This window comes from Gracilibacillus sp. JCM 18860 (assembly GCF_055395245.1).
On sequence record NZ_AP043868.1, the window covers coordinates 1,845,690 to 1,860,872 of the forward strand.

At 37.1% G+C, this 15,183-nt stretch carries 12 protein-coding genes; 2 read left to right on the forward strand and 10 right to left on the reverse strand.

Annotated features, from left to right (window positions below; all coding sequences use genetic code 11):
* Positions 1-96: 96 nt before the first annotated feature.
* Both ACZ5R4_RS09395 and ACZ5R4_RS09400 read right to left on the reverse strand, forming a co-directional pair.
* Positions 97-1,872 carry a sulfatase gene (locus tag ACZ5R4_RS09395; protein WP_109985736.1) on the reverse strand — a complete coding sequence of 592 codons (1,776 nt, stop codon included), beginning with the start codon at positions 1,870-1,872 and terminating at the stop codon, positions 97-99.
* Positions 1,873-2,048: 176 nt separating this feature from the next.
* Entirely contained in the window at positions 2,049-2,822 is a 774-nt protein-coding gene (locus ACZ5R4_RS09400) for a MurR/RpiR family transcriptional regulator (protein ID WP_109985735.1), read from the reverse strand.
* A gap of 194 nt (positions 2,823-3,016) precedes the next feature.
* Between ACZ5R4_RS09400 and ACZ5R4_RS09405 the strand changes: the two genes are divergently transcribed.
* Positions 3,017-3,910, forward strand: a complete 894-nt coding sequence (locus ACZ5R4_RS09405) for a LysR family transcriptional regulator (protein WP_109985734.1) — start codon at positions 3,017-3,019, stop codon at positions 3,908-3,910.
* A gap of 192 nt (positions 3,911-4,102) precedes the next feature.
* Here the strand turns inward: ACZ5R4_RS09405 and ACZ5R4_RS09410 are convergent, their stop codons facing one another.
* The 5 genes from ACZ5R4_RS09410 to ACZ5R4_RS09430 form a co-directional block, all read right to left on the reverse strand.
* The gene (locus ACZ5R4_RS09410) at positions 4,103-5,443 is read right to left on the reverse strand and encodes a sulfatase family protein (RefSeq protein ID WP_464368408.1); all 1,341 of its coding nucleotides are present in this window, start codon (positions 5,441-5,443) and stop codon (positions 4,103-4,105) included.
* 31 nt (positions 5,444-5,474) lie between these two features.
* Positions 5,475-7,010, reverse strand: coding sequence for a glucose-specific PTS transporter subunit IIBC (ptsG, locus tag ACZ5R4_RS09415; RefSeq protein ID WP_109985854.1), 1,536 nt, complete (start codon positions 7,008-7,010; stop codon positions 5,475-5,477).
* Between the two features lie 452 nt (positions 7,011-7,462).
* The gene (locus tag ACZ5R4_RS09420) at positions 7,463-8,290 is read right to left on the reverse strand and encodes a PRD domain-containing protein (protein WP_054861155.1); all 828 of its coding nucleotides are present in this window, start codon (positions 8,288-8,290) and stop codon (positions 7,463-7,465) included.
* Between the two features lie 39 nt (positions 8,291-8,329).
* Positions 8,330-8,824 (reverse strand): glucose PTS transporter subunit IIA, encoded by a 495-nt coding sequence (locus tag ACZ5R4_RS09425; protein WP_054861154.1) that lies wholly within the window; start codon positions 8,822-8,824, stop codon positions 8,330-8,332.
* A 366-nt stretch (positions 8,825-9,190) separates the two neighbouring features.
* Entirely contained in the window at positions 9,191-10,156 is a 966-nt protein-coding gene (locus tag ACZ5R4_RS09430) for a formylglycine-generating enzyme family protein (protein WP_464368409.1), read from the reverse strand.
* Positions 10,157-10,351: 195 nt separating this feature from the next.
* On the opposite strand from ACZ5R4_RS09430, the gene ACZ5R4_RS09435 reads away from it, so the two are divergent.
* Positions 10,352-11,158, forward strand: coding sequence for a sulfite exporter TauE/SafE family protein (locus tag ACZ5R4_RS09435; RefSeq protein WP_109985730.1), 807 nt, complete (start codon positions 10,352-10,354; stop codon positions 11,156-11,158).
* 199 nt (positions 11,159-11,357) lie between these two features.
* Here the strand turns inward: ACZ5R4_RS09435 and ACZ5R4_RS09440 are convergent, their stop codons facing one another.
* The 3 genes from ACZ5R4_RS09440 to groES form a co-directional block, all read right to left on the reverse strand.
* Entirely contained in the window at positions 11,358-12,344 is a 987-nt protein-coding gene (locus tag ACZ5R4_RS09440) for an aldo/keto reductase (RefSeq protein ID WP_054788171.1), read from the reverse strand.
* A gap of 489 nt (positions 12,345-12,833) precedes the next feature.
* On the reverse strand, positions 12,834-14,471 hold the full coding sequence (gene groL / locus ACZ5R4_RS09445) for a chaperonin GroEL (protein ID WP_109985675.1): 1,638 nt from the start codon (positions 14,469-14,471) through the stop codon (positions 12,834-12,836).
* Between the two features lie 63 nt (positions 14,472-14,534).
* On the reverse strand, positions 14,535-14,819 hold the full coding sequence (gene groES / locus ACZ5R4_RS09450; protein ID WP_054861151.1) for a co-chaperone GroES: 285 nt from the start codon (positions 14,817-14,819) through the stop codon (positions 14,535-14,537).
* Positions 14,820-15,183 lie beyond the last annotated feature (364 nt).

Here is a 15,183-nt window from a genome sequence, read left to right on the forward strand (position 1 = left end):
GATTCATGAGATAATCCTGTAACATGCAGGATTATCTCATTTTTTTAACCCCTCATAAGTTTTTGATCATTTTTCGAGCTTTTTCGATAGTAGAAGCTAGTCTATTCGAAGAGCTAGGTCTAATTGATAAAAAATAAATCCTTGATCTTGCTTGTCTATATGTTCTGTTATCCAATTCTTCAAATGTTCATCTGTTACTGCATTATGCTCACTTGTTTTTTCAAGATCTGCCTTCAACAATGCCACTTTTTCTTCTTTCATGATAGCTACCATTGCCAAATAGCCCTCTTTCACACAGTGATTGGAGAATTTAATATTTTCACAAACAATTTCTTGCTTTTTATCAAAAGTCTTATGCTCTTCTAATAAATCCTCTATACTATTAATTCGATCTAGACCATAATAGAGATATTGCGATTCAGGAGCTTCATTTTCCTTCATTAATTCCTTTAATTTTGTTATCATTTCAAATTCTTTCTCTAGGTCATAAAGCGGCTTTTCTTGATTGGGATCTTCCTTATAGTTAAATAATTTATTACCAAAACGCTGATAACTTTTCGCCATATAATCAGTCGTTTTCATCTTTAAAGTACTGATCCCCTTTGTAAAGGCAAAAGAATTATCCAATTCAGCACCCTGTAGTTCCTCTTTAGTAAAGCGTCTATTCATCCTCATTGGCATTAACGTATATTCATGTAGCTCCGCTTCTCGACCAGGCATTGGTCCTCTCATATAAATATAGTCACCATCGACCACATTAATATTGCTACCAAAATAACCAAATAAAGCAGCATCGTGAATTATTTCTTCTGATTCAATTACCGAGCTTAACGGTTTCCCCATCATGTATTCTGGTAAATCTACTTCAAAGAACTCTAATATAGTTGCAGGTATATCGATGTTTTGTGCTAACTGGTTTCTAGTTTCATTTTGAACACCTAGTTTTGGATCCCATATAAAAAATGGTATATGAGCAATTTCATTATAGACTGGCATGATATTCTTACCCCACCATTCATGTTCTCCTAGAAGTAGTCCATGATCTGTATTCACAATTAACATCGTATCTTCCCACATATTATTCTCATCCATAAAATCTAGTACCTTCCCTAAATATGCATCACACATTGTCAATAGGGCTTTATAATACCCTTTCACAACATCCGCTTTTTCTGGAGAAAAATCATCGTGTGAATATTGGAGCCAACCATTGAAATCGTCTTTCGATAGCCCATATAAATGTAAATACTCCTCAGGTACAAAAAATGGCTCATGTGGATCAAAGCATTCAATTTGCAAGAACCATTGATCCGCATCCTTATTTTCGTTCAAAAACTCCATACCTGCATCGACAGTTCGATATAAGGAGTGATCTTCTTCTTTTTTCATAAAGGTTCGATTCACTAGATCTTGAGAAATACTAGCCTGCTTTCGTTTTTTTGCAAAATCAGGAAGGTTGTCTAGCCCTTCAACATCCATTTTCTTATCAACTTTTGCTTTCCAGTTATCTCCTTCCTGTCCTCGTATTAATTCATAGGAGGAATAACGAGTATGATAGGTGGAACCACCATCTCTCCAATAATGTTTATGATCTGTAACAAGATGTGTATAAACCCCATTTTGTTTTAATATTTCTGGCATGGAGTCATCAAAAGGTTCGATTGGTCCCCAACCACGATGCAAAAAGTTGTAACGACCTGTGTGCAACTCTCTCCTTGAAGGCATGCAAGGTAAGCTGCCAGCAAAAAAATTATCAAATTGAACAGTCTTTCTTTGCAATCGGTCGAAATTAGGTGTTATTACATCAGAATGTTCATAAGCATTTAAATAATTTCTTTTTAAGGTGTCAAACATAACTTGAATCGCTCTCATCATCTATCTCCTTCCCTAGCATTTTCATGTTGCTCTATCATGATGAGATTATAGTATAGAAAACACTGTAAAAGAAGGTCTTCCAGCCATATTGGGAAACGGATTCATGAGATGGGAATATTTTAGATCATAAGAAAAAGGCTATTACATAACTGCAATAGCCTCTGCGATATAGTTTATTTATCCTGTAACGTTTTATTTTTATATTCAAAATAATGATAGGCAAAGATATCGATGACACTGTAAAAGGCACTTGAGGAAGAAAACCAACTGGAATTATGATTGATATTTACCGGAATACAGAAGGTTGCATGATTCATTAACCAGTTATGATGAGAACCAGTGATGGCAACGATATTAACATTCTTAATTAAGGGAATACTAAGCGCCTCCTTAAGAGTCGCATTGTTGCCAGAACCTGAAAATACTATTATCAAGTCCTCTTCCGAAATTCTTTCCATCAACAATTGGTAGATATTTGTACCAATATCCAAAGGGAGGGTTTGCATATTTTTACCAATACCTAGAAACATTCTTTGCATTTCTTTGGCAAGACCTTGTTGCATGAGACCAGTCCCCGTTATATAGACATTTGGACTTCTATCAATAGCTTCGCAAATTTTAGTAAGATCCATTTCATTTAACTGATTAACGGTCTGCTCTACATTGCTAATCACTATTTTTCCGAAGTCTTCTTGTGTAAAAGATTTTTCCGAATGATTTTCCCACTTCATAAAGTTTCTCATTTCTGTATATCCAGAGAACCCTAGCTTCTGTGCAAATCGTAATACAGAAGATTTAGAGCTTAAACTTTTTTTAGCAAGCTCATTAATTCCTAGATCATAGATATCTTTCCTATTATCTAATATAAACTTTGCCAAGACCCTTTCTCCTTCACTAAAGGTCGTGTGGTTATCATTAATTAATTCTTCTAGCTTCACTAGAATCACCTTCTTATTTTATTGATGTTTTGTTTCTAGTTACCTTAACACCATGATAAATCATCAAGTTTGATACTTATTTATTTAATAATAGTACAACCAAATAAAATTATAAACCTTTGATTCTTTCCAAAGGTGACACAGTTCTATCTCCGATATATAATGATTACAAACGCTACAACACCATTAAAGGAGCCGATCGTATGAACATCCAAGTATTAAAAACATTCTGTCTGGTCGTAGAGACTGGTAGTATCAATCAGGCGGCGAAATCCTTATATTTATCTCAACCTGCCATAACAAAGCAAATACATCAAATCGAAGCAGAATATGGAGCGCTCCTCTTTAATCGAAAAGACGGGAGATTGTTACTTACTGAGAGCGGACATGTGCTATATCCATTTGCCAAGTCGATTGTTCAAGATTACAACCAATCAAAGGAAGCAGTTATTGCAAGTGTAGCAGGATATGAAAGCACATTAAAGATGGGTGCAAGTCTCACAATCGGGGAATACTTATTACCCGGTTTACTAGGAAAATTTAAAAAGGAAAACCCCGATTTTCATTTATCTTTATATGTGGAAAATACTCCAAAGGTTTTAGCACTGCTGTTAGACGATATGATTGACATTGCACTAGTCGAAGGAATCGTAGATGATACAAAACTATCGATTGATAAAATTAAAGAAGATGAATTAGTTCTCATCCACGCACCAGATCATCCCTGGAATTTGAAAAGTGAAGTCAAAATAGACGAGATTGCTCAAGAGAGAATGATTTGGAGAGAGCCCACCTCTGGAACGAGAGCGATTATCGAAAATTTCTTAAATGAATGGGGTATATTAGAAAAAATCGAAAGCTATATGGAGCTTGGTAGTACCCAATCGATAAAAAGTGCGGTAGAGGCAGGTCTTGGAATTAGTATCGTCTCAAGACTAACCGTTGCTCGTGAAATTGAGCAAGGATATTTACATGAAAAGAAAATACATGACGCTGAATTAAAACGTAATTTATGGATGGTGTGGAAATCTAAAAGATTCACCAAAAAAAGTGTACAAATCTTTATGGCATACATACGTGCGAAGGAAAAAAGATGAAGTTTACGGAATTCATCTTTTCCATTTAACAAAAAGCTTATGCTTTCATCCACAGCGAAAATTTAAATTTATTACTTCTCCTCTACATTTCAATAAATAGATAGGATATCTGTCTTGTTATAATTTTCAGCAACATTTTTTACTATTTTGAAAAAAAGCAGCTATCCAGCGTAATGCTGAATAGCTGTTCTATTATTTCTTCATCGCTTCATAAGTATTGCCTTTATGTGTTTCCTCTGCCCATTTCTTTGACTCAACACCTGGAATATCCTGCCCACTCAATAGTGGGTCATTTGTGTCCCTCATCCACTTAGACACCTTTTCTCGTAATTCACTTGCAACCTTTTTATAAGCAGGGTCATTTATGAGATTATGCTCCTCAAACGGATCCTTCTCTAGATCATAAAGCTCTTCAGGTTCATTAGCTACATAATATTCTTTACGAACATCGGGACCTGAAAGGCTTCGGTGAATATCCACAGGCATATAAATTTTTGGTCCATCCTTTAAATTTTTTACATATTTATACTGGTTTGTGCGAATACCTCGCATCGGATGGTACTTGTCATGCCACGTAAGCTCACAGAAGAAATCATTGCGTACAACCGAAGACTCACCTCTTAGTAAAGAAGCAAAGCTCCTACCATCAATCTGATCCGGAATCGCGGTTTCCGTTAATTCTAAAATAGTTGGCATCATGTCAATGTTACATAGTAAATCACCAATAACTCTACCTTTTCCGAAAAGTGCTGGGTTGTAAAAAATGAGTGCCGTTTCTAAACCAGCATCCTTCATTGTTCCTTTAGCTCTCGGAAAAGCAATTCCATGGTCTGTTGTAAAAATTACGATTGTATTATCTGAAAGACCCGTCTCTTCTAATGCATGCATAATTCGGCCAACTGCTTCATCTAACACCTTTACCGATCCATGAAACTGTGACAAATCTTTTCGGATATTCGGCGTATCAGGTAAGTAGTCAATCACATTAATGGAATCGACATCATCTGCTAATGGTTCGTATTCATCAAAAGAACGGTGAGTTTCCCAAAACCCTACATTAGCGAAAAAAGGTTGATCATCATCTTTGTCCGCTTTTTCCTTAAGAAATTCAATGGTCTTGTCAGCAACCTGAGGTGAACGTGCGCCCTCGATAGCCTCATAGCGATCAAAACCTAGTTTATAGGTGGAACTGTATTGACCAAATTCCTCTTCTCCAATTGTTTCATGGCTGAATCCAATTAAAGAAGTTTCGTAGCCTGCTTTTCTTAGTTCATTCGGTGTAGTTGTTTCTCCTTCATTTATATGAAATCCTAAATGTGCAAGTCCAATCAACCCATTGTTATGCGGGTATTTTCCCGTTAAAATGCTTCCCCTACTTGGGCTGCACTGTGGTGCTGGGCAATAGTATTGATCAAATCGGACACCGTTTTCCGCTAGCTTATCAAGATTTGGTGTTTCTACTTGGTGTCCATAGGTTCCTAGATATCTACCAGTATCATGAGTAATCATAAAGATAATATTTGGTCTTTTCATTTATAGCATCCTTTCCTTCAACGAATCTTTATTAGTCACCGAGACCTTCTTCTACTTCTGTTTTAATAATCGTTACGTGCGGACCATAAATTGCTTGAACACCTTGTCCTTTTACAAAAACACCTTTTGCGCCAGATTTTTTGAGTTGCTCTTCAGAAACTTTATCACCATCTTTTACTGTGACACGTAGGCGAGTTGCACAATTATCTACATCCTCAATATTCTCTCCCCCACCAAGTGCTGCAATAATCGCCTGAGCTCGTTCTGACCCTGCGATAGTTGTTTCCTCTAGTTCCTCATCTTCACGACCTGGTGTTTTTAGATTAAACTTCACGATCATGAAACGGAAGACAACGTAATAAACAAGGAAGAATAAGATGCCTACGATTGGTACAAGAATCCAGTTTGTTTTGTCGTTTCCTTGTAGTATTCCAAATAAAGTGAAGTCAATAAGTCCTGCTGAGAATGTCATACCGATTGTAATATTTAAAAGGTGTGCGGCAACATAAGCAACTCCCCACAAAGCAGCATGAATAACATATAGCACTGGCGCTACAAATAGGAACGTAAATTCAAGCGGTTCCGTTATACCTGTTAAGAAAGAGGTTAATGCTCCTGTAAATAACAGACCACCAACAACTTTTTTATGTTCAGGTTTAGCAGTATGATACATCGCTAAAGCTGCCCCTAATAACCCGAACATCATAGGCAAATATTTACCACTCATGAATCTTGATGTGCCAACAAAGAAATGTTCTAAGTTAGGATCTGCTAATTGAGCAAAAAAGATATTTTGTGCGCCTTGGATAACTTCGCCATTTACTGTCATTGTTCCACCAAGACCAGTTTGCCAGAACGGAAGATAGAAAACATGGTGCAATCCTAGTGGCCCTAACAACTTCACAATAAATCCAAATAGGAAGGTACCAAAGTATGCTGTTTTATCTACAAGATCGGACATACTTGCAATACCTGATTGAATTGGCGGCCAAACAAAGAACATTGCAACACCAAGAAAAATAGACATAAAAGCAGTTATTATTGGGATAAAGCGTGAACCACTGAAGAAACCGAGAAATTGTGGTAATTGAACCTTACCAAATTTACCATGTAGGTAAACCGTTAATAAACCAGCAATAACCCCACCGAAAACACCTGATTGTAATGTTTGAATCCCTACCGTCATGCCTTGGCCAGCACCAGCAAGGTTTTCCGTAGCAAGTTTTCCAGTGATTTGTAACATAGCATTGATTGTCGCATTCATAACAAAGTAGGATAAAATGGCTGCTAAACCTGCAACACCTTTATCTGATTTCGCCAGCCCTACGGCAATGCCTATAGCAAAGATTATAGGTAAGTTAGAGAATATTATTTGACCTGCAGAGCTCATAATCGTAAAGATTGCTTGTAGCCATACTAGATCTAAAAATGGATAATTTTCAATTGTTGCTGGATTAGAAAATGCTCCACCAATCCCTAATAATAAACCGGCCGCCGGAAGTACAGCGATTGGTAGCATAATTGCTTTTCCAAATACTTGGAACTTACTAAACAAGTTGTTAAACATGGAACCTCTCTCCTTTTTATCTATTGGTGTTTGTGACGATTGTAGCAATTGGTTTATTTTGGTATAAATAGAAAATCCAATTTCATTTCCAATAATAAGTTCAATATGATCTGTTCGTGCTAACACTCCGTGGATATTATCCATTTGTTTTAATTGTTCTTCCTCTACTAAATCTTGATTTAGTAATGTAAGTGACAACCGTGATCCATCTAACGAAACACTAGTCACATTCGATATACCACCGACTTTCGATAAAATTTGTTGGTAAAGCTCTTGGTTTGTCATCACGAAGTCTCCTTTCCATTAAAAAATAAAAAGACCTAAAACAGTTAAGATAATCAAAGTCCTCTTAACTATTTTAGGTCTTGCCTGCACTACCAGTCACAATCCCACTTTATTTAAATTATTATCTGATTATCATTACATTACATAAAATGAGTCAACTACTAAATTTATTTTTCATAAATCAGTCTCTGTACATGAAGTGCAATATATGCTAACTCTGACTCCGGAAAATCAATATTATATTCGGTTCGAGCAAAATTGGCTGCGACAGATGCACATGTGTATGCCTGTTCATGTTTCTCTTTAATCATCTTCAGCATTTCCTCATCTAACTGATAAAAATCTTGATCACTGTAATAACGATTGATCGCAAATTCTAAGTGTGTAATCAGTCGTTGATAGGTCATACTTCCTTTTTCTATAGCAATATTTAAATCACTCGAAATAATATCTACCATATCCTGGATGATCGCAGCCTTTTGCACCGTTTTCTCCACATTCTGAAAATTCATTTTAGCAGTATGAATGTGGACAGCGATATAAGCAGCTTCATCTATTGGTATTGGGATCCCCATTCTCTCCTCCATTTTTTCTACTGCCCATAAACCGATATCAAATTCTTCATGGTAAAGTAACCTTATTTCATTTATTAACTTATTTTTAATATTAATTCCTTTTTGGGAACGTTCAATCGCAAAGGACAGATGGTCTGTAAGCGAGATATGAATATGTTCATTGAGTTTAATTCCGAGTTTTTCTTCTGCATAACTGATAATCTCTTCTCCTAATAGAATATGTTCCTCAGGCAAGGTCTCTAATAGCTCTTGAAATTTTTTATTCTCTTCTTTTAAGATAAATATTTTTTCAACCTTAGCCTGATCAATCAGATCATTTTTTCCTTTTTGAAAAGCAATACCAGGACCCAAAATTATTTTCTCCGTATTTCCTTCTTTGATAACAACCGCATTGTTATTCAATACCCGATTAATTTTCATGTGTACATCACCTTCTTCCTAGGATGGCTAGCCTGCCATTTACTTTTTTACTTCATAGCTGACAATCGCTGTCTTTCCAGCGGATACCTCCCTACTATCCTGTTTAGAAAGGTTGTCTATTTTATCTTCATTCGTAATAACAATTGGAGTAATAGTACTTGCTGCCTCGACATTTATTTGCTCCAAATTAAAAGATACTAATAATTGGCCAGCTTTTACTTTATCATTTGTCTTAATATATGTCTCAAATGGTTCTCCATTCAATGATACGGTTTCTAATCCAATATGAATGAGGATCTCTATTCCGTTTTCCGATTTTATCCCTATAGCATGTTTCGTTGGAAATAATTGAATAATTTCACCATCTACAGGTGATACTACTTTTCCTTCACTCGGCACAATCGCTACACCATCTCCCATTAATTTTATAGAAAAAGTTGGATCTGGCACTTCTTCTATAGCAATTAATTTACCTGATAGTGGTGTAACCCATTCTTCAGTGATTTTCTTTTTTCCAAATAATTTGTTAAACATGGAAAATCCCCCTTTTATCGTATAAAAAAACAGACCCAAATTAGTGAAATTAATCACCAACTTAGGTCTTGCCTGCTTTACCAGTCACAATCCTCATATTCACCTAATTACGATTACTATAACGATACTTTACCACAACTTATAACAAAATAGTCAGTCCATTTAGTTATACCCTATAACAAATAGTGAATATTTACAAGCATAAAATTCATTGTTGATTAAAAAATAAATATTCTAGGAGACGGTTAGCATGGATATAACAAGTTCTTATTACTGGTGATTTGCTTGGCCAGTAGTGGCTAGGAATTGATTAACTTCCAGCTCTCTACTTAACTTAGAGCTCCTGAAATACATCTTCACCCTAACTTATGCATCGACCACACAACGAAATCCTAAATTACCTGTAGCACTATCGATCGTATTCGAACTTCGTGCCGCAACTCGATATCGATTACAATAGGATTTGTGGCAAAGGTACGAGCCACCACGCATTACTTTACTTTGACCTGTCTTCGGTCCAACTGGATTTACGACCTGGGATAAATCAGGTGTCCTTGTAAACCAGTCTGCACACCACTCCCATACATTACCCGCAACATTATAGAGTCCATATCCATTCGCAGGAAAAGATTTTGCAGGTGCTGTTCCAGTATAGCCATCCGCTTCTGTATTCTCTTTTGGAAAATCACCTTGCCAAATATTACAATAATGCTCTCCATTCGGTGTCAGCTCATCCCCCCAAGGAAAAAGCTTCTGCTCAAGGCCACCTCTTGCTGCATATTCCCATTCTGCCTCTGTCGGGAGACGTTTTCCAGCCCATTTACAAAACGCTAACGCATCGTTCCAGCTGACTTGTATGACAGGATGATCCATGCGGTCATCAATGTTTGAATCTGGCCCTTCTGGTTGGTACCAATAAGCCTCTTCTACTGCATACCACCATGGGGTTTGTGGTAATTGTTTTGCCCTTTTTGCTACATTTTGCGAGATAAATTTATAGAAAACAAACGACCATCCATACTTTTCCGACTCTGTAATATAACCTGTATCCTTCACAAAAGCACTGAATTCTTCATTGGTTACCGCATAAGTATCGATATAGTATGGTGCTACGGTTACTTTTCTTATCGGTCCTTCACCATCTGCAGGAAACCCCTCATTATCTTCGGTTCCCATTAAAAATTCCCCTCCCGTGAGGTGGATCATTTTTTCTTTATATTTTATCTGTTGACTTTGTTCTATTTTCTCCGTTTGTTTTTCTGGTTTAATCGTTTTCTCCAAATCAGCACGACTACCAGCACAACAAGAACATGGTGTATTCTCTGTATCCATTTGTATTCACATCCTTTAAGTTAAACCAAACCAAATACTTTTGTAGTTCTTTTACTAGTGTACATTATTTTTATATAACAATGCTAGAAAACCAAGTCATCCATTTGGTTATACCCTATTACAAATAGTGAATATTCAAAGAGCCCAACTTCTGAGATGATGTATATAGAAAAATTTATCTTGGGGGCAACTACTATGGATATCACAACAGGACTATTACTATTAATTATCGGCTTAATAGCCGGGTGCTATGGTACAATTGTCGGGGCCGGGGGAGGATTCATCTTCGTACCGGCATTGCTACTAATTCTACATACAGACCCTGCCATCGCTGCGGGGTCTGGCTTAGTTATTGTATTGATCAATTCCATCTCAGGAATGATTGGCTATGCTAAGCAAAAGAAAATTGTTTACAAAACAGGTCTCACTATTGGAATAAGTGCATTACCAGGATCTGTGTTGGGAGTATGGTTATTACAGGTCTACTCATCCAATTATTTTTACGTTATTTTTGCATCAATCTTAGTTGGATTAGGAATATTTCTTTTTAGTAAGAACACCACGATTTTAAGAAAGAGGCAACAAGAAAGTGTTACTCGAGCTAGGACAACTGATGCAGTGGAACCAATTGTTGAGAAGACAACAGCCATTCAGTCTAAATGGTTGATTCCGCTAGGCTTTTTCATGGGGATATTATCAAGTTATTTAGGTATTGGTGGTGGATGGCTACTTGTTCCCATCTTAATTTATACTTTTAGGCTTTCTACCCATTACGCTGTCGCCACATCGATCTTTTCTTTATGTCTCTATACATCAGTTGGTGTTGTTTCACAGCTATTCTACAGTAGTATTGATTGGATGATCGTAGCATGGGGTGGAATTGGAGTTATTTTAGGATCACAGCTTGGTGTCTTATTATCTCAGAAATTACCTGGTAAAGTCATCATGCAAATGCTTTCGATTGTTTTGGTTGTGATTGGGTTTCGGATGTACTTTGGGTGAGGCTTTTAAGAATGATAATCCATTTTTCATAAGTTTATAAGTTAGTATAAATCTATAAAACCTTCAGAGACTTTAACAAAAAGAATCTGAAGGTTTTAAAATAATTTCCTCACACATTTTAGCATGATCACGGCGCTAATCAGCTATAAATAATAGAAAACTACAACAAGCCCTTATTCCTTTCTACTCTATAAAAACTTTACCAAGCATATGCTTCTGGTGCTTCACCATAACCTGGGAAAATTTCGTCTAAACGGTCCAGGGATGCTTGATCTAATTTGATGTCAACGGCACGCAGAGATTTTTCAAATTGTTCCAGTGTACGTGGACCGATAATTGGTGCATCTAATGCGGGATTATGCAATACCCAAGCGAGAGCTATATCAGCTTCACGCTCTCCCAATTCCTTGCAAAAATCTGAAAAGGCTTCCAATTGTGCTCGATGTTTTTCAATTCGTTCTGTTTGACCAGCAGTTCGAGATCCTTTATCTGGATTTAATGCATTTCCCCCAAGCAAGCCACCATCTAGTGGACTCCAGGCAATCACACCAATTCCCTGATCCTTCGCTGCAGGTAGTACTTCTAATTCTGGAAGACGGCACAGTAAACTGTATTTATGTTGTTCAGATACGAGGCCTAAGAAATTGCGTTCTTTCGCAGCTGCCTGCGCTTTAATAAGGTCCCAACCTGCAAAGTTACTTGAACCAACGTAATCAATCGTGCCTTTCTGTACTTCTGCTTGAAATACTTCCCAAAGCTCCTCCCAAGAAACATTACGATCAATATGGTGCATTTGATACAGTTCAATGTGATCGGTCTGCAATCGTTTAAGTGACCCTTCTAAATGACGACGTACCTTATAAGCAGATAAAAATCTTCCCTCATTCGGTCCATCGTTCTGATCCCCCATGTTATTATAGACTTTGGTAGCAAGTACAACCTTCTCCCTGCGATTTCCGCCTTGAGCAAACCAACGACCAATAATTTCTTCTGTCCAGCCGTGACGACCTTGACCACGATAACCACCATATACATTTGCGGTATCAAAGAAGTTTAAGCCTGCATCGAGTGCCGCATCCATAATTTTGTGTGCTTCCTTTTCTTCAGTAGACGGACCAAAATTCATGGTTCCTAAGCAAAGTCTACTTACCTTCATGCCTGTACGACCTAGATTGGTGTATTCCATTTATTTCCCCTCCTCCTATGTACTTAGCTTCTCTCTTACATTATAGGAGATTAATATAATTCAAACAAATCTGATTACTTTTCTTTTGAAAAAATTAATCATGGTAAGAAGGGGAGACAGCGTATTAGGCTACGCCAACTCACTATGAATGGAATCAAAGTTCAACGGATGTCGTTTTGAACCTTCCAAAGTTTTTCAAAAGTGAAACTTCTCCATCCATTTATCCATTATTTCTTCGATCAACCTGCTAGTTCACTCAAACCGGATCCACTCTTATTGAAGAAATGCTACTCTTTAAGCACATTTTCCTTAATTAAGGTGTCACTTTTAGATGATTCGGTAATTATTAAAATACATCATCTCTAACCGTCAGCAATGAAAAAGGCTTCTCAAAAGTTAAATCAACTAATGAGAAGCCTTTTTATATACTTGATATTAGCATTTTGTTAACAAACAAAAACCCTTATACATTAAGTGTTTGAGCGGTTATTACATCATGCCGCCCATTCCAGGCATTCCGCCGCCCATTCCACTCATATCAGGCGCTGCGCCACCTTCTTCTGGAATGTCCGCTACTACCGCTTCAGTAGTAAGGAACATAGCCGCTACAGATGCTGCGTTTTGAAGTGCAGAACGTGTAACTTTTGTTGGGTCAACGATACCTGCATCGATCATGTTTACCCATTCTCCAGATGCTGCATTGAAACCAATGCCTACATCTTCGCCTTTTAGGCGTTCTACGATGATAGATCCTTCTAATCCAGCATTTGCTGCGATTTGGCGTACTGGTTCTTCTAGTGCGCGAAGTACGATATTAACACCAGTAGCTTCATCACCATCTAGGCTGATTTCAGCCACTTGTTTATAAACGTTAAGTAGTGCAGTACCACCACCAGAAACGATACCTTCTTCTACCGCTGCGCGAGTAGAGTTCAATGCATCCTCAATGCGTAGCTTGCGTTCTTTTAATTCTGTTTCTGTTGCAGCACCAACTTTTACTACTGCTACACCACCAGAAAGTTTTGCAAGACGCTCTTGTAATTTTTCTTTATCAAATTCAGAAGTAGTTTCTTCTACTTGTGCACGGATTTGAGCAACACGAGAAGCAATTTGCTCGGAATCTCCAGAGCCTTCTACAATAGTAGTGTTTTCTTTCGTTACTACAACTTTAGAAGCACGACCTAATTGGTCAATCGTTGTATTTTTAAGATCAAGTCCAAGATCTTCTGTAATAACCTCAGAACCTGTTAATACAGCGATATCTTCAAGCATTGCTTTACGACGATCACCGAATCCAGGAGCTTTCACTGCTACTACATTAAACGTACCACGTAGTTTGTTTAATACAAGTGTTGCAAGTGCTTCCCCTTCAACATCTTCAGCAATCATTAATAATGGTTTACCTTGCTGAACTACTTGCTCAAGCACTGGTAATACTTCTTGAATATTGTTGATTTTTTTATCTGTAATTAAGATATAAGGATCATCAAGCACTGCTTCCATTTTATCTTGGTCTGTTACCATGTATGGAGAAGAGTATCCACGGTCAAATTGCATACCTTCTACTACTTCTAACTCTGTATTGAAGCCTTTTGATTCTTCGATAGTAATAACACCATCATTACCTACGCGCTCCATAGCTTCAGCGATTAATTGACCAACTTCATTATCACCAGAAGAGATAGACGCAACTTGAGCGATCGATTCTTTGCTTTCGATTGGTTTAGATACTTTACGTAATTCCTCTGTAGCTACCTCTACTGCTTTTTCAATACCACGGCGCACCCCTACTGGATTCGCACCAGAAGCTACGTTTTTCAAGCCTTCCTGGATCATTGCTTGAGCGAGTACTGTAGCAGTTGTTGTACCATCACCTGCAACATCATTTGTTTGAGATGCTACCTCTGATACTAATTGAGCACCCATGTTTTCGAATTTATCTTCTAATTCGATTTCTTTAGCAATAGTTACCCCATCGTTTGTAATAAGTGGAGAACCATACTTCTTATCTAATACAACGTTACGACCTTTTGGTCCTAATGTTACTTTAACTGCATTCGCAAGTGTATCTACCCCACGTAGCATTGCGCGACGTGCATCTTCACTAAATTTAATTTCTTTAGCCATGAAAAATACCTCCCTGAATATTTAAATGATATGATATTTATCCAAACGTACTTCGCTACATACTTAGCCGATAATCGCTAAAATATCACTTTCACGAAGAATTAAGTATTCTTTACCTTCATACTTCACTTCTGTACCGGCAAATTTTGAGAAAATAATGTTGTTTCCTTCTTCAACTTCAAGCGCCACTTTCTCACCATTTTCCGTTACACGACCAGAACCAACAGCTACTACCTTACCTTCTTGTGGTTTTTCTTTCGCAGAATCTGGAAGAACAATCCCACTCGCTGTTTTTTCTTCTTGCTCTACAAGCTCAATAATGACACGATCACCTAATGGTTTTAGCATGTTTAAAAACCTCCTTGAAATTGACTTTATTTAGATTTTTATCATTTTAGCACTCGATCACCCTGAGTGCTAACACAATTATTATAATAATGAAATCTATTTTTTTTTGCAAGTACAAAGTATAAATTTTTTTAAAAATTTTTTAATATCTCTTGTTAATGGGAATGCTATCGATCTCTTTGCAATTTTACGGCATTTCCAAACAGCCGTACTAGTATGAGTTTTTATTATTGTAGGAACCCTAATAAAGTGTGGTTTCAATAAAAGGGGTTTTGAGCTTCGTGGAGTAAGCAGAGGGACACCATCTATTATTTTTAAGAACAACACATTTATTTAAAAATAACTTTAGACGAACTATTTCAAT

Coding starts and splice junctions, on each gene's coding strand:
- ACZ5R4_RS09395 (WP_109985736.1), bottom strand. CDS start 1,872: ATGAGAGCGATTCAAGTTATGTTTGACACCTTAAAAAGAAATTATTTA.
- ACZ5R4_RS09405 (WP_109985734.1), top strand. CDS start 3,017: ATGAACATCCAAGTATTAAAAACATTCTGTCTGGTCGTAGAGACTGGT.
- ACZ5R4_RS09410 (WP_464368408.1), bottom strand. CDS start 5,443: ATGAAAAGACCAAATATTATCTTTATGATTACTCATGATACTGGTAGA.
- ptsG (WP_109985854.1), bottom strand. CDS start 7,010: ATGTTTAACAACTTGTTTAGTAAGTTCCAAGTATTTGGAAAAGCAATT.
- ACZ5R4_RS09420 (WP_054861155.1), bottom strand. CDS start 8,290: ATGAAAATTAATCGGGTATTGAATAACAATGCGGTTGTTATCAAAGAA.
- ACZ5R4_RS09425 (WP_054861154.1), bottom strand. CDS start 8,824: ATGTTTAACAAATTATTTGGAAAAAAGAAAATCACTGAAGAATGGGTT.
- ACZ5R4_RS09430 (WP_464368409.1), bottom strand. CDS start 10,156: ATGGATACAGAGAATACACCATGTTCTTGTTGTGCTGGTAGTCGTGCT.
- ACZ5R4_RS09435 (WP_109985730.1), top strand. CDS start 10,352: ATGGATATCACAACAGGACTATTACTATTAATTATCGGCTTAATAGCC.
- ACZ5R4_RS09440 (WP_054788171.1), bottom strand. CDS start 12,344: ATGGAATACACCAATCTAGGTCGTACAGGCATGAAGGTAAGTAGACTT.
- groL (WP_109985675.1), bottom strand. CDS start 14,471: ATGGCTAAAGAAATTAAATTTAGTGAAGATGCACGTCGCGCAATGCTA.
- groES (WP_054861151.1), bottom strand. CDS start 14,819: ATGCTAAAACCATTAGGTGATCGTGTCATTATTGAGCTTGTAGAGCAA.